At 42.4% G+C, this 20,740-nt stretch carries 10 protein-coding genes; 5 read left to right on the top strand and 5 right to left on the bottom strand.

Features of this window, described 5'->3' with window-relative positions:
• Positions 1 to 228: 228 nt before the first annotated feature.
• Complete coding sequence (locus tag N480_RS00060) at positions 229 to 1,215, bottom strand: hypothetical protein (RefSeq protein ID WP_063370509.1); 987 nt, start codon at positions 1,213 to 1,215, stop codon at positions 229 to 231.
• A gap of 178 nt (positions 1,216 to 1,393) precedes the next feature.
• Positions 1,394 to 2,497 (bottom strand): FAD-dependent oxidoreductase, encoded by a 1,104-nt coding sequence (locus N480_RS00055; RefSeq protein WP_063370508.1) that lies wholly within the window; start codon positions 2,495 to 2,497, stop codon positions 1,394 to 1,396.
• Between the two features lie 102 nt (positions 2,498 to 2,599).
• Here N480_RS00055 and N480_RS00050 point away from each other — a divergent pair, with 102 nt between their 5' ends.
• Positions 2,600 to 3,481, top strand: coding sequence for a LysR family transcriptional regulator (locus N480_RS00050; protein WP_063370507.1), 882 nt, complete (start codon positions 2,600 to 2,602; stop codon positions 3,479 to 3,481).
• A 32-nt stretch (positions 3,482 to 3,513) separates the two neighbouring features.
• On the opposite strand, the gene N480_RS00045 is transcribed toward N480_RS00050, so the two are convergent.
• Genes N480_RS00045 through N480_RS00035 form a run of 3 tightly spaced genes read right to left on the bottom strand, consistent with a single transcriptional unit; the run spans position 3,514 to position 5,830 of the window.
• The gene (locus N480_RS00045; protein WP_063370506.1) at positions 3,514 to 4,002 is read right to left on the bottom strand and encodes a dual specificity protein phosphatase family protein; all 489 of its coding nucleotides are present in this window, start codon (positions 4,000 to 4,002) and stop codon (positions 3,514 to 3,516) included.
• A gap of 21 nt (positions 4,003 to 4,023) precedes the next feature.
• Entirely contained in the window at positions 4,024 to 5,046 is a 1,023-nt protein-coding gene (gene arsB / locus N480_RS00040) for an ACR3 family arsenite efflux transporter (protein ID WP_063370505.1), read from the bottom strand.
• A 10-nt stretch (positions 5,047 to 5,056) separates the two neighbouring features.
• The gene (locus tag N480_RS00035; RefSeq protein WP_063370504.1) at positions 5,057 to 5,830 is read right to left on the bottom strand and encodes a metalloregulator ArsR/SmtB family transcription factor; all 774 of its coding nucleotides are present in this window, start codon (positions 5,828 to 5,830) and stop codon (positions 5,057 to 5,059) included.
• 303 nt (positions 5,831 to 6,133) lie between these two features.
• On the opposite strand from N480_RS00035, the gene N480_RS00030 reads away from it, so the two are divergent.
• From N480_RS00030 to N480_RS00005, 4 genes are all read left to right on the top strand, one after another.
• Positions 6,134 to 7,606 carry a hypothetical protein gene (locus tag N480_RS00030; RefSeq protein WP_063370503.1) on the top strand — a complete coding sequence of 491 codons (1,473 nt, stop codon included), beginning with the start codon at positions 6,134 to 6,136 and terminating at the stop codon, positions 7,604 to 7,606.
• Positions 7,603 to 18,585 carry a SpvB/TcaC N-terminal domain-containing protein gene (locus N480_RS00025; protein ID WP_063370502.1) on the top strand — a complete coding sequence of 3,661 codons (10,983 nt, stop codon included), beginning with the start codon at positions 7,603 to 7,605 and terminating at the stop codon, positions 18,583 to 18,585. The genes N480_RS00030 and N480_RS00025 overlap by 4 nt, the downstream gene beginning before the upstream one ends.
• Positions 18,586 to 19,529: 944 nt before the next feature.
• Positions 19,530 to 20,033, top strand: a complete 504-nt coding sequence (locus tag N480_RS00010) for a hypothetical protein (protein ID WP_063370499.1) — start codon at positions 19,530 to 19,532, stop codon at positions 20,031 to 20,033.
• Positions 20,026 to 20,598: an ankyrin repeat domain-containing protein gene (locus tag N480_RS00005; protein WP_063370498.1), complete on the top strand. Its 573-nt coding sequence runs from the start codon at positions 20,026 to 20,028 to the stop codon at positions 20,596 to 20,598. The genes N480_RS00010 and N480_RS00005 overlap by 8 nt, the downstream gene beginning before the upstream one ends.
• The last annotated feature ends 142 nt before the right edge of the window (positions 20,599 to 20,740 follow it).

Below are 20,740 nucleotides of genomic sequence, written 5' to 3'. Positions count from 1 at the left end.
ATCATCGAAGTTAACATAAAGTGCTGAGAGTTTGCTGCCGTAAGCGTTGTAGGTTTTCTTTTCTTGAAGAATAAAATCACTAATACGTCATGGGTACAGCAGGGCTGAAATTACAATGCGGGTTAATGTAGCTTTACGTACTTGTTCAGTCTTTGCGCTCATACTCTGTCCAGCCTTCTTGATATGAAGGCTGGACAGAGTATGAGGTTTTCGGTGGACGTTATTGTTTTAAGTATTGTCTGCACTGCTTTTAGAGTTTATTTTTTCTAGCAGTGATTGTTGTGCTTCTTTGGCTTGAATGCTGCGTTCAAATACTTCCCATGGCTGAGGTGCTTGCTGATGTGGTTGATTTTCTGCCGCGATATTTTTATTTGCAAAAAACATTAAATTTGCCACTTTGCTAAATGAAAACAGTCGCTTTAAAACATCAAACCAAAAAGGGGAACCCAGCCCAATCAGCATACCTGTGATAAGTGTGGTTACTATCCAAATTAGCCAGCCTAAACCAAACTGCGCGACTCCCATGCAGATTGAGTCTATAAATGCGGTGACGTACGCACCTAAATCAAAAGGTTTTGCTTGATTGTCGATAAAGGGTTGCTTTGGCCATCCATACGGGACTTTTAGGTTGTTTATTTCAGCGAGTACGGATTGAAAGTTTGCTTTATTGCTTGTGTCTGGCTGCTCATTGACGATTGTCGCTGCCTTTTGCACAAACGCTTCGCTCACACCATTGCGATACTGAAGTGAATCAACAATAGTGATGAGGTTAATATTCATAGCAAAAGCCAAGAAAATGGACACCCAAATGTTCACCTTTCTGGCATGTTGCCGGTAGTATTCGCTATATCGTTCTCCAAATTCTTCAAATCTATACGCAATATCGTCAAAAAAATACTGGGCATCTTTTTCAATATGAGTGTAGATCCGGTAGCCAATATCAGTTTGGGCAAGGCTGCGCATGAAGTCCAATGTACTTATTTGTTCTTTGCTATCTTTTTTATCTATATGTCGTACAAACTTTTCGGCAGCGTCTTGCTCTTCATTTTTTGCATATGGTTTGAGCTCTTCTTCATAAAATGTATGTAGCATGTCATTTAATTTCCGGCTACGCGTATTTAATCGGCGATTTATTAATTCCACCAGCATAGAGCTCAACGAAGAGAACAAAAACATAGTGAGTGATACCGCCACAATGACTGAAAATATTTCCATATTCGATTTCTTTTTGAAGGAGTGATAGTGGTTACCATAATAGGTTACGTTAGTTTGACCATTTCACAACTGGTAGTCCTTATTATTTACAGCCAGCACACCATCTATTTTGTTACATTAACGAATACGTCGATCGTGTGCTTTGACTTAATTCACTTGCGTTACTGTGAGTTATTGTTCAGAGTAGCCCATTCATCCATAACTGCTTCAATTGCTTCGCGCTGGGCAAAGGACTACTTTCGACAGTCATGTTTCCAGAAGAAAAGACCTGTGAAGCAACATGTCTCCCTGCGTTTTGGGCTGCTGTGGTTTTTGCTATTCGTTGTTGGAAAAAAGCCTTAAGCGCCTGCTCTAGAGAGGTATCATTGCTTAAAACTGTCACCAATTGCCAAGCATCTTCTAATGCCTGACATGCGCCTTGACCTGATGTTGGTAAAGAAGCGTGAGCGGCGTCCCCGATGAGCAATATATTGTCTTGATGCCAGTAGGGGAGTGGGTCAAGGTCATGTAAATAAATGGGTTTAGCCTTTTTGGAATGTTGTTTTTGAATAACTTTTTGAATGTCAGATGGCCAATCTTTAAAGCGATGTTCTAGCTCAAGACCCCAGTCACGGGACGATTGTTTATCGCCCAACGATTCTTGCCACGCAGCGGCCCAGTAGCACCAACCTGAATGGACAGGCACAATGCCAAAACGCTGGCCATTGCCACGGTACTCTTTAATGACTGGGGTAAGTTGGCTCTCTAATTGGCTAATTCCGACAATATTAATAAAGCCTTGATATTGCGGCTGGTGGCGTTCACCAAACAATAATTGCCGTGTCGTAGAGTGCATCCTGCCATCTGCGCCTACCACTAAATCAAATTGTGATTTCATTTGCTGTAACAATTGCTGGTTTATTGATTGTTGAAATTTGATGCTAACACCCAATTTCAAAGCTTTTTGATAAAATATCTGCATCAGCTCTTTGCGCAATATGGTGATGCTGGGATAACCACATTCTTGATTTAATACCGCTATATCCATCATCGCCTGTGTATTGCCATATTTATCAATGCTGTGTAAAGACAGTGGCCTACCGCTTACGCGCTTAACATCTTGTAATACACCCATTTGGCTTATTACAAACATCGCATTTGGCCATAAAGTGAACCCAGCCCCTAAGTTAGATATTGCATCATTTTGTTCGAATACAGTGACATTGTGTCCTTGTTCGGTTGCTAAAATAGCGAGTGCGAGTCCCGCAATACCCGCACCAATAATGGCGATACTATCTTTCATACATGATCCTCATTTGGTTGTTGGTCTAATTATTTCAAACACCAATAATGGGATAAATATGCTATTTTGAGTTTAATAATCCCATTTGGTGAGATAGTTTGAGTGCTTGAAGACATAGAAATAAAATGGTTAGTGAGTTTTAAAGCGATATTTGAAAGCGGCAGTATTAAGTTAGCGGCCGAAAAACTACATATACCGACTTCCAGCGTAAGTCGGCACCTAGCGCAATTAGAAGCGCAGTTAAATGTGCGCCTAATGGAGCGTACGACACGAAGAATACACCCAACCATTGCGGGTACTGTGTTATTTGAATCTTTAACGCCAAATCTAATGGCAATAGAGGAAGCGTTGGAGGTTGCCAAACTAGGCAGTGAGATAGTGACTGGTCATTTAAGAGTGATGACGCCTGATTTGCCTTTTATGGCTGATATCATTGCAGAATTTGCTGCAAGTCACCCACAACTTCAAGTGAGCTGTGATACGCAGCTTAACCCTAAAGAAGGGCTCATGGATGGTTTTGATGTGGTGCTGACTTTTAACCGAGGGCAACTAGAAGACTCTGGGTGGGTCGCAAAGGAAATCATTCGCTGGCCAAGCTGTGTCGTTGCGGCGCCTCAGTTACTTAACGGAAATACAAAGATCAACACACATGCCGCGCTAGCTAAACAGCCTTGTATTACAACGCATTCTGTTATGCAGGGTCTACCTTGGCGATTTAAAAGTAACACTACACTTAGTGTGCATTCACGATTTAGGGTAAACAGTGGTCATATGGCAAAATCAGCTGCTTTGAGGGGCGTTGGGTTTGCGTTACTACCATTACATGCCTGTCAGGCAGAGCTCGAGTCTGGAAAACTGATTAAAGTGAGTATAGATGATGAGCCTGAAGACTTGGTTTTAAACGCGTTTTACTCAGGTAGAAAGCACTTGCCTGTAAAAGTAAAACGCTTTATTGAACACATGCAGCAGGCCATGAATAGCTGAGTGAGTGTATACACACTCACAGTTATGCGGGGCTAGAAAGCGTTAAAAAACGCCAATTGTGTAGGGTGTTTTAACGCTTTTGGCCTGATCTGTTGCACTTTGCTTATGATTTGTGACTGGTCATAACCAAGCTGTTTCATGAATAGGCCAATGACGAGCCCAGTTCGGCCAGAGCCTCCTTTGCAATGCACGGCAATTGTGCCTTTTTGCTCTAATATTGACATAATCGCAGAGATATTGGTTTGGTACGCATGTGTAAAGTCGGCATTCGGTGCATCGTCGTCCGGTAGAGGTAATTGCAACCATTGCACCCCCAGTTTCTCGCAGACCGCAGGCAACTTTTCTGCGTTATTTTTTTGCATCTCAGTGTCGTACATCAATGTAACTATCGCTTGTGCACCCGCGTCTTTCAAGTGATTCACTGAAGCTTCCAGCGCTACTTCCTTTGTGCCTGGGCAGGGCGTAAAGATAAACGTTGTTCCGTCATCCAGCGTTAATTTATCAAAAGGGTGAGTTTGCATATGGATCTCTCAATCAAAAAATTAGGGGTTAAACCAGTGCTTGGTTTTGTTCACGATAGCAACCAGCGATAACATGATAGGTACTTCAACTAATACACCTACCACAGTAGCCAGTGCCGCACCTGAATGTAAACCAAACAAAGAAATTGCGACTGCGACTGCTAATTCAAAAAAATTTGAAGTGCCTATCAAACAAGCTGGAGCAGCAATGTTATGTTTTAGCTTGAGTTTGAGTGCAGCAAAATAAGCAATCAAGAAAATACCGTAAGTTTGCAAAATTAAAGGGATTGCAATAAGTACGATATTGAGTGGTTGTGAAATAATCGTATTGGCTTGAAAACCAAACAGTAAAACGACGGTTGCAAGTAAACCAATGACAGAAAAGGGCTTAAGTTTGGCTAGCAATGCGTTGATTACCTCTTCATGCTTGCCTGAGCTATTTAACTTTTTCCGAGTAAAAATACCAGCTATAAGTGGTAGCAAGACGTAAAGAACGACTGAGATAAATAGCGTATTCCAAGGCACTTGGATGTCTGATACGCCAAGAAGCAACCCTGCAATTGGGGCGAAAGCAAATATCATGATCACATCATTCACGGATACCTGCACCAAGGTATAGTTTGCATCACCTTTGGTGAGTTGGGACCATACAAACACCATGGCAGTGCAAGGCGCCACACCCAATAAAATCATACCCGCGATGTATTCTTGAGCTGTTTCTGCGGATACATAACTGGCGAATATCCCCTCAAAAAACAGCCAACCAAGCGCGGCCATGGTAAATGGTTTTACTAGCCAGTTAATTACTATGGTAAGTATCAAACCTTGCGGGTTTTTACCCACTTCTTTAATTGTTGAAAAATCTATTTGCACCATCATCGGGTAGATCATGACCCATATAAACAGTGCGACGACTAAATTTACATTTGCCACAGTCAACGAGGCGACGAGCTCAAACAAGGGCGGGTATATCACTCCAAGTCCTACACCAATGACTATGCTAGCCGCGACCCAGACAGATAAATATCGTTCAAATATGCCCATTAAAAGCCTCTTAACTGCACAAATTAGAAAAACGAGTCGGGCGATCACCCATTGCGGTAAGCCGAGCCAGCTCTTTCTCTATGAAATGGGGCTCATTGATGACGGTTGAAGTAATGGTGTGTTTCATCCATTCAGGCAAAGTGGGGTTGAGGGAATAGAACACCCATTGATGATACTTTCTGTCGGACAAAATGCCTGTTTTTCTCAATTGGGCCAAATGACGAGATACTTTAGGTTGGCTAGGCTCATCTAAAGCGGTCATCAACTCGCAAACACACGCCTCTTTTTCAACAGCAATGATAAGTAGGGTTTTCAGTCGAGTTTCATCTGCCAGTGCTTTGTAAAAAGCCGTGGGTGTCACGGAGGCTGAGCTTGTCGTTGGTTGTTGTGTCGATTGCTCAAACAACAAGGTTTGAATCTTTTCGTTGATTTCTTGTAAGGTTTTTTCGAAGGGGTTGTCGCACTGACGAGACTTAGGTTCGCTGATATCCCATGCTAGGCAGTTTAGACCATTGACGCGACCTTCACATTCTTTAGAGGCGCTATGACATAAAGTGATCACGTAATCAAAATGCATGTTGGCAAACTCGTCGATGTGCTGCGATTTCAACCCGTCAGCATTGAGCCCAAAGTGCTCAATAGCAGCTAGAGTACGGGGATCTGCACCGCTAGGCTCTGTACCAGCACTATATACTTCGTATTTCCCTTTGCCATGGTGCTTTAAAAGCACTTCAGCCATGAGAGATCTCGCTGAATTTTCTGTACATAAAAACAAAACTTTCACATCAACGCCTCTATCAAAAGTTAGTACATAACGAATTTGTTATATACTAACTTTGTTATGTACTGCTCGCAAGTGGTTTTTGGCATTATGTATTTATATGTACCTACTATTAAAACGGGTTTGTATATTAATATTTTTATAGGAAATAGCGTTACTCGTATAAGTTATTAACACATATGAGGTGCTTTAACTGTGTTAATAAAATATTATAAATTTAATTTTTATGTTGTTTTATTTGGTTGAAGAGGTATTTTTATCACTATATTATAAAACTCTTAGATTCGTCATTTTTAGGGAGTGAAAATGAACAGGGTTTTATTTGTTTTTATTTTATATATGTATGGTATACCCGCGAGCGCCTCTTTCGAACAAGCTTACATCCCAATTAATACTGGCGGGACAACAATATTGGTCCCGATTGAAAAAAGTCCAGAGACGGTAAAACTCTTATCATTTAAAAGCAGTGAAAATGTAACTGAAATAGCGTGGTCACCCACCCATGAGGCGCAGTACTATCAGTTACAATATTTGTCACAGGGAGAGTGGAAATCCAGTAGTGATAGACTTTTACTACCTTACTACCGCCAAGTGGGAATAACAGGGCCCTTTAGAGTAAGAGGGTGTAATAGGTATGGATGTGCACAGTGGCAGACAAATAATCGTCCAATTCAAAAACCTCTTCATGTTCCAGCGTTTTATACAAACAATGCGAAATCAGACAGTCAAGGTGCAATTCAAGTAAGTTGGTTTGTCGAAGGTGCCACTAGCCTGACGTTATTAGTCATCGAAGGCAGCACAGTGGTGAGGCGCATAGATGGCTTACACCCCATACAAGGTGAATTTACAACACGTATAAAGCAACTTTCTCAGATCACTTTGCGTGCGACAGGCTTTAATGGTGAGTTTGTTGATAAAAGTTTGATAGCGACAACAGCGCCAAAATTGCCAATAAAGTTATCAGGCGTGAGGAGCAACTACAAACAACCCCTCTATGAAACAGACCTAGATATTATCGAAAAATCTATCATTGAATACCAAGATAACCTGATATTTTCAACTCACGATGGGCTACTGGTCTTTTACAAAGCAACAATAAATCATAATCAAGAAATAGATTGGGCCTATCAGTGGCATATTGAACTGGAAGGCGCAGTAAACAATGCGCCTTTGATAGATGGTGATTTTTTATACTTTACCGAAAGTTACTATGACAGCACGGGAAGAGTGTGCCGTATAAGGTGGCAAGATGCATTAGGTAAAGTATGCACAAACAAAGTATCGAGCAGCCTATTGGCGAGTCCAGTTTTAGTTAATGCCGTAAATACAGATACTAACCCGAGCTTTTTTGAATCGGTAAGACAGTTTGCACACTCTTTTAGCAGTAATAGGCGTGAAATCGAATCTGGCTTGTACATTTTTCATGAAAATGGAATGGTTGAAGTACTTGACCCAGTCAACGATTTGCAAGTTAAACGGCGGTTTTCTATTAGGGGGAGCATCGATACTACACTAGGAATATCGATCACGCCCACACTTGTGATGAACCTCGACTACCCGTCATATCATCCGCAATTTATTATTCAACAAGACAAAGATTTGATTGGCGTTCATGTCCCAGAAACTCAATCATCCGAGTCCGAGATGTCGGTATTTAACACCATGAGTCGCTGGTTTAGCGGCGAAAAAGGAGAGGATGAAGGCACTCAAAATACAAAAGTGCAGGCGGAGACGCAAGCCGTACAAGAACTCCAAGTTGTGTGGAGGGATTCACTATGAGACTCATTACAACTTGCTTTCTACTGCTTTTGACGTCATTTAACGTGCTTGCTTCTCAATGCGAAAACACGGTGCTGAATACAATTGTTGATGAAAATACGGTTGTTAAGACCTTAAAAGGGCGCCGCATATTTATGGGCTCTGACGTACAAGATCAACAAGACAATGTGGTTATCAAAATAAAAAGGGGAAATAATACGCTTTACAATAGTGGAACACTAAATGAGACTCAAAGTTACGTTATTTCATACCGTTTTCCTGCTGTTGGTGTTTATACCGCAGAGTTAGATGCCACATCTTATGGTTTTCGGGAGACAGGTTACGATAGGGAGGCAGTGTCTCTAGACACTAACTGCACAAGGCAAATAAACGTACTTCCACTTACCAAACCACAAGTGATTGATACAACACATGCCGACTTAAGCAATGAGCATCTAAACGACCATGATCTCACTGGCGGTTTTACGGTTCATGACGAAGGAAAAGACCTTGTTGAACTGACCTTGTTTGTAAACGCTATAAAGAAGCAAAGCTGTCATCTTACCCCTCAAGGAACAACTTATGTTTGTCGCTATACCATTTCCAAAAGCAATTTAGAGATCGATAAAAAATACACGTTTTCTATTTTTGCCAAAGATCGATTCGGGAATACTACTCAAGGTTCATTTAAAGTCACTGTTCGTGAGAAAAATACGCCACCGACTGTTTCTTTTGATGTTGATGGCACCTCAGGTAGCACCGCTGATGGCGATACGCACTTTGCTGCATTAGGCAGCACAGTTTCAATAAACATTGCAGCAACAGACGGTGATGAATCGGTTTTAAATGGTCTTAGTGATATTCTGGTTGATGTTGGTCAAGGCTTAAAAAGCGTGCGTGATTATTTCAGCACTGTGACGAGTTATAATGAAGCGTGCAATATAAAGAAAAATTCAGCGACTTGTAAAATACAATACAGGTTGAATGCACATTCGCACATCCGTGTTCAGGCCATAGATAAAAAGAGCGATACCTCCGACATCCTTAGCGTTTACGCAAAAGCGGTTACACCAGCAGTGCCCAATATTCGCAGGCTAGATAGTGATGTCAGCCCTTTTGTGGGAGACAGTATTACCTTAGAAGCGACGTTAGACAGTATTGAGAACTTAGAAGCGTTTTATTTATGTCAGTTCAGTACGGGTAATGTTGAAGTCGATGCAGGCTGCTCAAACCCTATCAAACGATGTTCCCTAAGTGATACAGTTTGTAGGCATGAGGTCGAATATAGCTCATTGACGGGAACCCCATACAATACAATAACAAGCCAAGTATTTACTGTGTATGCAAAAAAGAATGCCGTTAATGGAAAAGGCAAGCTGACTCAAGTTACATACCGTAATTTTTATGGCATTCATTTTGTTTTACCTCAACCAAATCAAGGTGGCAATCAGCACAAGTACTACGTTGGTGATGAAATCTCCATTGGGGTCAGTTTGTCGGCATTAGGTATATCTTCTACGGCGCTCACCTCTTTAAAGCTGTATGAAGGGGGGCCTACCACCGGTCGTGAAGTTACAGGTTTGCAAGTGCCTGGTATGCACAACCCAGGAGATGTGATTGCCTTACCACATCCAAGTCAGCAACCAAAAGAAATTACGGTTAAGTGGCTGACTACACCACAGTATATTGGCCAAGACAAAACCTTTACCCTTGTTGCTACCGATAATAATGGTCGTACAGCCAGCACGTCATTAACAGGGGTGCACATTGAAGATCCAACCCCAGAAACCCCTAAAATAGGGGGGATTTCAATTACACCTAATAGTGAACGTATCGGTCAGTATCATGTCAAAATTTATGGCTTAAGTGATACTAAGCAACTTCGATATGAGGTGACTATTGCAGGCACTCGTGTTGTATCCAAATCAATTGATGATTTCACAGGTATTGAAGAACAATTTGTAGTCGATACCCGAGTTGCCGATCATAATAAAGAGCTGCTGGTTGAGGTTACGGCAGTTAATACTAGTAGCTCTGGTCAATCAGCAACTAGGACACTCGTGTCATTGCCTGAGCGAATTATAAATCATGAAATGGCACCGCATTCTCCCGTATTTGAAGGCCCACCAACCCAGGCAGGTGGACCATATAAAATAAAGTGGAAAGCAAATACAGATGGTGTGACCAGCCGTTATAAGTTGAAGTATTGGTCCGGGTTACCCCATGACAAGGCTAATGTCGTACCTTTAGAGCTAAATTTATCTTCAGACTTAAGCACCGAATTTACCGTGACCAACCTAGCGTTTGGGCGATATACCTATCAAGTGACGGCATGTAACAGTCAAGATAATTGTGTCGATGGCCAACAAGTGACTGTAGAGCACATTGCTCCGATATTTAGCGCCGCTGAAATACCGGATTGTACTGCGACGGTAATTGAAGCAATTGATGAAGCAAGGGCCAACAATGAAGTGCCAGATCCGCAAGCCTATACATTCACGCTGAAAGCACAAGGGGTAGGATTTAACCCCAACACTTCGCATCTGTATGTTCGCATTCGTAAAACCGGTCAATCATTTAGGGTAGGGGCGACTGCAACTGCAAACAGCGTAAATGCAACCGTGAGCGAAAGAGTTTGTCGAGGTTATCTAAATGGCGGCTTAGCACTGACAATAACAAATGCTGTTGAGCACAACGAAAAAGAGCTGAAAAGCCATATTGTGATTGACAAAACAGGCTCAGAATATCGCCCAGACTTAACTGGTAGAGAGTATTCTGTCAGTGACAATTTATATTTATACAGTGGCTCTAAGAAGGGCTTGAGGGCCCATAAGTTCAACCCCGAATATGGCTTAACCTTTGCGTGGGAGTCTCAATTTGAAAGCACTCTGCCAAGTGAAGTTATCGCTAAGCCACTGGTCGAGAGCCAAGGTACCACTGACTATATATATGTAGGCAGTTTAAATCATCGTTTTTACAAAGTTACGCATGACCAGATGCAGCCAATTCCAAATAATAGGGTATTGACCGATTGGGTATTAAACACGCGCGGGCCTATTCTCGCGCAGGCTAACATCGATGAACATCGTAATTTGTATGTAGGCTCAATGGACGAGTCTTTGTATTCGGTTAACGCTCAGTCCGGTAATATTCAGTGGCAATATGTTTTCCCTGGCAGTGGTGGCATAGTGTCCCAGCCTACGGTATCAGGTTCGGGACGCATTTACGTTACGACAAAAGATGGCGAACTAAATATAATTGACGATCGCCTAATTGATGCACAAGCCTTAAAATGGGAGTACATTGATGCGTTATCTATACTCTTTGCCGATGAGATAGCGATATGGGAGCATTCGCAGTGGCATCCTGACCAATCACACGTCGAGCTAGCTGGTTTGGCAAGGGCTGTGTATGTGTTATTGCAACGTGCACCGTCGAAAAAAGAGCTCAGTTTTTTGGCATTCTTACTCGCTGAGGGACATCCATACAATGAAATCATCAATGCTCTCATCAATGCTAATCCTGCACTTGCCTATGCAAATGACGTAGCATTCATTAGTACATTCTTTAACTATTTATTGGGAGAGGCTGCTGCTGATATATCGTTAAATGGTGGAGAGCTAGGGTCAGGTAATCAAACCTATTGGGTCGCGCAGTTAGAAGCTGGAGTGACTCGTGCAGACGTAGTCCTTGCTTTGTTAAGCGCAGCGCGCAACCAGTATGATGATGCGATAAACAGCTTACTATATTACTTGTATGACTTTTGCTTGGCGTCGCATGCATGCACGTATGACTTTGATACGGATGGGGATGGGCTTAGCGATCGGGTTGAAGCTGAACTTAATACCAACCCTATTGACCCCAGTGATGGTTTAGTCGCCCCAACGATTGAAGTCATCGACAATGGAGATGGTGACGTCAGTGTTAATGCGTCAACCTCAGGGCTGGTTCATACATATCAATTGTTTCTAGAGCACTTACCCCAAAGCTACAAATTAAGCGAAGAGTTTCAAGCAGATACACAGGCTCAAGACAATCTCACAACCGTATTCAAGCAATTGGGCAATGGGGTATATCACTTTAAATCTAAAGCCTGTGTTGAGGTATCAACGCAATTCAATGGACATCACGTACAGTGCAGCAATGATTACTCCAATGAAGTGCGGCTAGAAGTAAGCAACAGTGCTATAGAATGGCCAATCAGTGTTAACTTGCCCAACACACAAGCAGGTAAACAAGCACTTGATAATTATAAGCTCTTAGAGCATATCAGTTTACAGCCGACAGTTGGTGAATTCAGAGTAACCGAGTCTGGCACTGCTAGCTACAACATTCCAATATCGGTTCCAGCTGGGATTACAGGGGTTAAGCCAAGTGTTAGCTTGAGTTATAACTCCCTAGCACCAGATGGCACCGTAGCGCTAGGTTGGAACCTAAATGCTGTATCTAGCATTTCTCGTTGTCGTCAAACCAAAGCGCAAGATGGCCAATTTAAAGGGCTGACGTTGTCAGAGGAAGACCGCTTTTGTTTGGATGGACAACGCTTAATTAGCAGAGGCCAACACACTCATAACGGGGAGTTAAATGGCGCAACTATCCTAGACGAATATGTTACTGAAATAGACTCACAGCAAGTGGTCTATCAAGTGACTAAAAATGGTACTAAGTGGTTTGTTATCAAAGGAAAAGATGGTTCTACGAAGCACTATGGTACGTCTGCGCTCAGTCGAGTTGTATTACATGAAGGGACAAACCAAGCCGTAACGTTATCTTGGATGATAAATAAGGTGGAAGATAACCTCGGTCACGAAGATACATCAATCAACTATGTATACACAAATGAAGTTGGTACTTCAAAGCTTGAGTTTGGCGAACGTTTACTCAGTGAAATTAAATACAGCGGGAACAGGGTTGAATTTAGTTACTCGCTAGGCAATATTCGTTCGCGCAACTATGTGGATGAAGCGCGGTTAGAGCAGCGAGCCCGTTTGAGTAGTATTACGGTGAAAAACCACAAGGGGCAAGAACTCAGCACTTATGAGCTAGATTTTGAAGCTGCCAGCAATGGTGTTCGATTACTAAAGCAAGTGCAGCAGTGTCGCGGTTATGCATGTCGCAAACCTATCAAATTCGAATACAACTCGTTTGCTAGTGACTTAACGTTTGATGCAAGAAGCACGGTTGTTGAGTCTGAAGTTGCAGCGCTGACTATGGCTGATCTTCAAGGAGACGGAAAACCTGAACTGATCACTTTAGTGCGAAAAGACGCAGGGCAAAAACTGTATCGGCTGTGCGTGTATCAAGGCAACACATTTCAGCGGCCTGAAGAACTGTCTTGTCAAAACATTACGCGTCATGACGACCATGAGAGCGTCGTCATGACAGCGGCAGATCTGGACCAAGATGGAAAGTACTCGCTTATCGTTAATACGCGATCAACGCATTCGGGAGAGGTAGGTGCAAAGTATTGGGCTGAATACGAGTTATCTAGCGACAATCTTTTGCAACAAAAAAATACGCAATTATCTTGGTCTGCCCAGTGGTATATGAGAGAAGTCAAACTAGCTGATATTAATGGCGATGGCTATGTTGACCTTATATTCAAACTCAAAAATGATGATGTAAATTTATATACCAGAGTTTGGGATGTAACAGATGCGCACTTCGGTGGGCAAACAACCCTCTATACGACAAACCCTAACAAAGGCTTTGATTCACGTGGTGATTTTACCGAAAAAGCCACAGATTGGCAGGCTGTCGATCTTAATTTTGATGGGTTAGCAGACATTGTTGCATTGCAATGTGATAGCCAAAATAGGTGTAGTGACGACGAAGCGAAGCGCATCACAGTGCATTACAACCAAGGCAGCCAGCCAGACAATAGCTTTAACAAGTTCAGTGCGCATGACGTGGCCTATGAAGGCAAAATTGAAAATCTAATGTCTGCCGACGTCAATGGTGATGGGTTAGTTGATATCATTTATTTGGCCACAGACTGGTCTTCAAATGACATCAAGCGTTGGAAAGTCCTAATAAATCGTGCGAGTAGCAAAGAGGCGTTTGAAAGTGAACTGTCTATTCAGGCATATAGCGAACGGTTTAAAACTGGGACTGTGTCTGAACATATTCCGCCGCTAGTGGCCGATTTAGATAAAGATGGTAAGACAGAGCTCTACTTTAAGAGTGGTACAGAGAACAGCTGGCACATGTACGAGTGGTCTCCTATAGATACCGGTATGAATGGAGAGTATGTAAGCTTTGAGCACGCCTCTAACAATGCGTTTTCTGCCAGTCTAGATCATGAAAAGGGCCATTACGCATTCTTTGCCGACTATAACAATGACGGTGTTCCCGATTTATTAATAAAAGACCAGCAAGGCGTGCATGTTAAATACAACCTAGGACAGTCGCCAACTGAAGGCTTACTCAAAGAGATCAGTCAAGGCTATAACAACAAGTCTACGATTACCTACGGTTTAATGACCAATCGCGAGATATACAGAGATCTTGAAGGTGATTTGGCATTCGATGCAGCCCAATTCGAGAAAGATGGATTAAGCGTCACCAAAGTGATTGGCGCAATGCCATTAGTACATTATGTGAAAACAGATAGCCCTAGCACGCATAATAGCGCTGCTCGCAATAAAGTGACTTACCTTTATCAAGGCGCGCGCGCACAGTTTGGTGGTAGGGGGATGCTGGGCTTTAAGGCACTGACAACCAAGACGGTTAAGCAAGGCACAAACGATAACGCTGGAACAGTGTTCACAACAACCACTCGTTATCATCAAGCATTCCCATTAACGGGGATGCCCTACTCAACTGTAAAGTTGATGGGCAATGACACCGTAATAAGCGAAGCTCGTAATTCATACTCAGCAGCACCAGTTGCGCAAAAAGGGAGCACTCAGTCATACCGTGTCTTCAATGCGCTGAGTAGAGAGTGCACTGCCATCGTAAATACAGATCTAAGCATAGATATTCATACTTGCACCAAAACCAATATGTCACAAGATGCGTTCGCCAATGTTACCAAGTTAAATGTGAATACTTATAAGATTAGCGATGCCTACATGCACAATTTTGTTGCGAGTGGCACAACAGCAGTGGCCGCCAAATCTGTATTGACAATAAATGAGTATGGCGATACTGACGAGTATAAAAAATATGGCCGGTTAACACACTCGACGGTGACAACAAAAGTGCCCAATAGAGAGACGATTACGCGTAGTAGCGACTTCTCATATTACCCTAAAGGCACAGCGGGCGGAGGTTTCCACCTTATGCTGTTTGAAGAAGTAATAGGTAAAGGGCTTGGGTGTGAGTATGAACTGACTAAAAGGCATAGTTACGACAGGTTCGGTAATCAGATAAAGCTAACGACCTCTAATTCCGGTTGCTCGGTAGAAGAAACCGAAACACGCACTACTGAGTCATTCTACTCAGCCGATGGGCGCTATGTGAACTACACTGAGCAATCGAGTAGTAAAACGGGCACGTTAAAGATAAGAGGGGTTGAAGCGGCAGCGAACGAACGTAACGCTTTTGGCTCTCCTACAAAAACAAAGGATGTACATGGTGTTGTGCGTGAAACCCAATTCGATGCATTTGGCGGTGCGGTCGGGCAGTATACAAGTACGGGTGCTCAGTCCCTGAGTTACTATTCTGCATGTGAAGGTGGTGATGTGTGTGCAGCGCAGTTCAATAAAGAAGTGAATGGAGAGCTGGTTGAGGTGCAATACTTAGATCGCCTAGGTCGGGTGTATCGTACTAGCCAGATAGATGTGACAGGCCAATGGTTGTCTCACACAACGAAATTTGATGTGTTTGGCAGAGTGATTGAAGTGCAATCACCTGGGGCGCAGAGCGTGACAACGTACTACGACGTTTTGGACAGAGTAATCAAAATACACGATGCCAATAATGATACCATTACATCTTCAGTGGTAAATGGACTGTCTAGTACGACCACAGTATCGGGCACTGATTTTGAAGATCAAACCAAAGCATCGACCTCTAATATACTCGGCGAAGTGGTGTCAGCTACCGAAAATAATGGCCAGGCTGTTGAGTTTGCCTACTATGCCGATGGCAGCAAAAAAGAAGTTATCTCACTAGCCGAAAGTGCGACAAATGCGTCACTGATGCGTGTCACTTATGATGCGCTAGGTCGTAAAGCATCACAAAAAGACGCTGACCGAGGGGACTGGTCTTACACCTATAATGCATTTGGTGAACTTATTACCCAAACCGATGCACGGGGAGTTGTGCTGACAAACACCTACGATGGTTTCGGCCGTAAAACTAAGCAAGCTCAATTTACTCCTACCGACAATATTGTCGACGAAGGAGCGAGCGAGTGGGTATATGGAGATACAGCCGATACCGCGCATTTGCTTATATATACAAAACAAGGAGAAGGTTGGCAGCAGTATTATTACTACGACACATTTGGGCGAAGCGCAGCTGTGCTCACCAGTCTCGACAATGCGCAAGCTTGTGATACAAAAGTTACTTTTAACGCTCTCAGCAATGACCTGCGTATTACAGATGATGCAATGGCAAACCCCTTAATTAGCAAATGTGTTATCCAACAAACCGCCTATGACCAATTTGGCCGAGTAGCAATACAGTTTGATGACTATCGTCGTTTAGATGGAGAGGGCAGTAAATATGTAGACGCGCGAGGTGTGGCGATTGAATATGCCTATGGCCAAGTGTTAGCTAAAACTGAAGCTCGAGAAGGGCGCGAAGGGCAAACCTATTATCGTATAGTGAATACCAATGAGCGCGGGCAAGTTACCGAATACCGAAAGGGTAGTGTGACGATGTTGGTCGGCTATGATGCTAAGGGCATGCTGAGTTCAATTCACTCTAAAAGCCACGTATATATCCAAGCCGATAGTTATCGCTTTGATAGTGTAGGTAACCTGATAGCGCGTGCTCAAATAGGAATGAACGAACGTACTTATCAATACGACAGCTTAAACCGTGTGCTGGGCGTTAATAACGTGAATTTGTTCACGTACTCTAGTTCGGGTAATTTAGAAGAAAAATCAGATTACCGTATCCTAGATACGCCTGCATGCAATGGTTCAAATGTCGAGATCATCAATAAGTGGCATAACACTTATGGCGAAAATGATAATCCACTACACGCATTAACATCTCGCACACGACTTGCGGTGCCACTTTGCAATGCAGCGCCAAGCAGTATCGGCGCGGCTGCGGCCAATCATACCGTTGACCTTGAAGTCTTCACTTACGATAAAAATGGCAACGAAACATCAGTGACGGATGGCGTCAATAACATACGTTCAATCACGTATAGTGCACGCAACAAAGCCTTTGAAATCAAGGCAAAAGGCGAAGCAGTTACTTTTTATTACGATGTAAACAACCAGCGTTATAAGCGTACAGAAGCTCACCAGACAATATACTATGTAGGCACGTTGCAGCTAACCATTCCAAACGATGAAAGCAAAGACAAAGTCATTAACCGCTACATAGGAAACGATGCGCAACAAATTTACTTTGGTACCGGCTTGAGTAAAACCAAATGGATGTTTACCGATCATCAAGGTTCAATCATAGCGATTACTAACAGCAGCAGTAAGCTATTAAAACGATATGCCTACGGTATTTTTGGTAAACAATCTGAAGTAACCGAAACCCAAGCAGAAATAGATGCGCACTATGCAAATTTATCGACACTGACCGTTTTTGACAGTGTCCCAAACAATTTTAAAGCCTATACAGGACATGAGCCTGTGACGCTAGGTGGTGAAAAACGCATCATTCATATGAATGGTCGGATCTACGATGCAGATACTGGCCGATTTATGCAGGCAGATCCGTTTGTGCAAGCGCCAACGAATTTGCAGAACTATAACCGATATAGTTATGTGCTGAATAATCCGCTGAGTTATACAGATCCGAGTGGGTATTTGTTTAAGCCTTTAAAGAAATTCAAGAGAAACTTGATTCGAGGAGCTGTAAAGGTATTTGGCCCTGAAGTAGTTAGTATTGCAGGAAACATAGCTTCATTAGGCTGTTTGGTTTGGGCACCAGTTTGTGCTGGTGCATGGAATTATGAATTTACAAGAGCAATGGGCGGCAGCTCATCCCAAGCATTTAAAGCAGGTTTGACCGCCGCTGCGACGACATATGCGTTTCAGTATATTAGTGAACACTTTTCAGCTGCCAATGTTCAAAATGTTGATGATGTTGTTTTCGGTGGTGCACAATATGGTGATTATGTTGACTTTGGTGGTAATTTACTCACCAAAGGGCAAGTGGCGGCACAAATCACGGCACATGCCACGGTTGGTGGTATTGCTGCTGTAGTCAGTGGCGGTAAATTTGGTCATGGGTTTGTTAGTGCTGGCGTAACGAAAGGTGTTGGCGGTGTGTTTTTACCAGGTGGTGCCGACTTAAAGTTTAATCAAATAGTGAAAGGCACGGTTATTTCAGCGATAATTGGTGGTACAGTATCGGAGATAACAGGCGGAAAGTTTGCTAATGGCGCTCGTACTGGGGCAATGCAGTATTTGTTTAATCAGGTGCAAAAAAGTATTCATAATAATCATAACAGCACAAAGATTGCCAATGGTAAATCTCACCACATTTCAGTGCCTAGGTGTGCTACTTCCGAATGCTTAATGTATCAGGCAAACTTCAATTATGATGATCCATATATTCGAGATTACTTCAATGACTTACATCGGGATTTTAAAACTAGTGTTAGTCAACTAGTTTCGAAGATAGCTATTATGTTCCCTACTAATAGAGCTATCTTCTTTTTTGGTGGTGCTGTTGCTACGGAACAGGCCGTAGTAGATCAAGATTTTACAGGAGTAATAGGTTTTGGGTTGGGGATCAGAACTTCTGGTGCACTAATGAAGAATGGTGTTGAGCAAGTACCAGCCGGAGCTGCGGGAAATATTGCTTCAGATCAAGTTGGTCAGCACTTACAGATGGATTTTACAAAAGATGATTAAAAGAAAAGTATACTTAATAATTTATCTAGGGTATTTAATTTATATAGGAAGTCTAATAATTAATTTTCAAGGTTCAAAGGTTCTTAGCTTGATATTTGTTACTATAGTATATTTTTATTGTTCTTCTAATATTATAAACTTCTTTAAAGGAGATGGGATTCGAGTATCTATGGTAGAAAAGTTAAACGATATCCCTGAAAATAATGATGCGAGGCTGATGGCTGTAATAGCGTATGTTGTAGTGCTACTTATTATAGTGCTATACAGTGTCGTTGAAATTTACAGTTGGCTAAATTGAAGAAATAAAAGACACCCAATCCAAAGCCCCAGCACACTTGCTGGGGCTTTTCTGTTTCTGGTCGCGTTTCACCGATTTTTTGGTCACGCCTATTTGACCTGTGTGGTCGCATCCATCGACTTTCTGGTCCACTTGGACCAACGATGTCACTTTACTGTTGCCACATGGTCGATTAGCCGCGACCACGTTGGTCAATCAAATTTAACCAAAACGGGTTGGTCAGTTGTGAGGAAGTGATAATTTGGGGTACAACTGACCAAAAGTTCAAAAAGTTTAAAAAGACACCCATCTTAAATTTTGCAAAAAACTGTGCGTATGTTCTAAATGGAAGTGGGTGTCATATATCTGGTGCCGTAGCTGTCATTGGAGGTACGATTTCTGAAATTACTGGTGGTAAGTTCTCGAATGGCGCAGCTACAGCTGCATTTGTGCAACTGCAGGAGGAATTTCATCGGAACTAAAAGGAGGCAAATTCGGGCATGGATTTGTCAGTGCAGGGATAACCAAAGGTGTTCAAGTCGGAGGGTATGTTTCTGATGAACTAATATCAGGCACCATTGTATCGGCAGTAATTGGTGGTACAGTATCAGAAATCACAGGCGGTAAATTTGCAAATGGTGCGACTACGGCTGCTTTTCAGTTTGCGATGAATCACTATGTTACGTCAGGAGCACTTCGTGCTGCCGAAGTGGCCAAGCAGGGTCCTATAGGAGTTGTAGCGGCGAGCCAAGAAGGCTCAACTGACTGGGCATATAACAAAGCAAAAGGTACATTGAGAGCGGGTACAAATAAGTGCACATTATTCGTACATGACTCATTAAATGATGCAGGAGTGGAACTACTGTTGCAGGATCAGGGGTATTCAAAGTGGATTCCATTTATGGGAGAAGCCGATACACCCTATACGGCTGAACAATGGACCAATGGAGATGTGCCTGGCTTTCATAGTGTTTCTCAATCAAGGCCCGGTGATGTAGCTTCATATGCAAGAGATTATAGCGATGCAACAGGGCATGCCGGGATAGTTGGGTTTAATAGCGCAGGCGAGTTGGGGGTATTTAACGCTAATTCTAGGATAGTGCAGTGGAGTAGTTTTGAAAAGTTCTTTGATGGTGAAGCACAACGGTTTATGAGGTATTCAGGTGATTAAATATACCCCCTTTATTTTTATAATAACTGTACTCTTTATATTAAGTAGTAGAGGTGGCGAAATCGCGAATGAATTAGAGTCTCCTAATTTGTTGAGAATTTCGATATTTCTTGGTTTTAGCCCAAATAAATCACCAGATATGATTAATAAGGTATTGGTTTATAGAAAATTTTCTTCTATGAATGATGAACAAAAATTAATGATTGATGCTCTTGTTAAAAATGGATGGAATGTTAACAGTTACGATGCGAGAAACAAGACACCACTTATCTTATCTTCCGTAAAGTTAGATGTTAGGGCTGTTGAATTGTTACTAGAGCACGGTGCTAACCCTGATTTGATGGATGCGGATGGAGACCCAGCGTTACTCTATATATGCAATCAAAGTGGTGTTGAAGCAGAAACAATTTTGGATTTGTTGGGTAAAAGTGGTGCAAACTTCAACGTTATAGGTAGTAGGGGTTTTAAGTGTAGGGATGTAGCCGAAATACACTATGAGGGAAGGAAGAGAAACAATTCAAGCAGAAGAATGTTTGAAATAATGGATTTGTATGATGGAGTTTAAATAAGAAAAAACTTAAGAAGACACCCATCTTAAATTTGGCAAAAAAACTGAGTGTCGCCTATCTTTAAATAACGGTTAAAAGTTAGGCGCACAATTCATGGCAACAGCACGAAGTCGGCAAGTTAGCTTGGTGGATACTAAG

It is taken from the genome of Pseudoalteromonas luteoviolacea S2607 (assembly GCF_001625575.1).
Taxonomy (GTDB): domain Bacteria; phylum Pseudomonadota; class Gammaproteobacteria; order Enterobacterales; family Alteromonadaceae; genus Pseudoalteromonas; species Pseudoalteromonas luteoviolacea_E.
Note: the sequence above shows the minus strand (reverse complement) of the source record. Positions and strands in the feature narration are given on the sequence as shown.

Bases quoted from the DNA above. Each gene is read 5' to 3' on its own strand.
- N480_RS00060 (WP_063370509.1), bottom strand. From the start codon at position 1,215: ATGGAAATATTTTCAGTCATTGTGGCGGTATCACTCACTATGTTTTTG.
- N480_RS00055 (WP_063370508.1), bottom strand. From the start codon at position 2,497: ATGAAAGATAGTATCGCCATTATTGGTGCGGGTATTGCGGGACTCGCA.
- N480_RS00045 (WP_063370506.1), bottom strand. From the start codon at position 4,002: ATGCAAACTCACCCTTTTGATAAATTAACGCTGGATGACGGAACAACG.
- arsB (WP_063370505.1), bottom strand. From the start codon at position 5,046: ATGGGCATATTTGAACGATATTTATCTGTCTGGGTCGCGGCTAGCATA.
- N480_RS00030 (WP_063370503.1), top strand. From the start codon at position 6,134: ATGAACAGGGTTTTATTTGTTTTTATTTTATATATGTATGGTATACCC.
- N480_RS00025 (WP_063370502.1), top strand. From the start codon at position 7,603: ATGAGACTCATTACAACTTGCTTTCTACTGCTTTTGACGTCATTTAAC.
- N480_RS00010 (WP_063370499.1), top strand. From the start codon at position 19,530: ATGAATCACTATGTTACGTCAGGAGCACTTCGTGCTGCCGAAGTGGCC.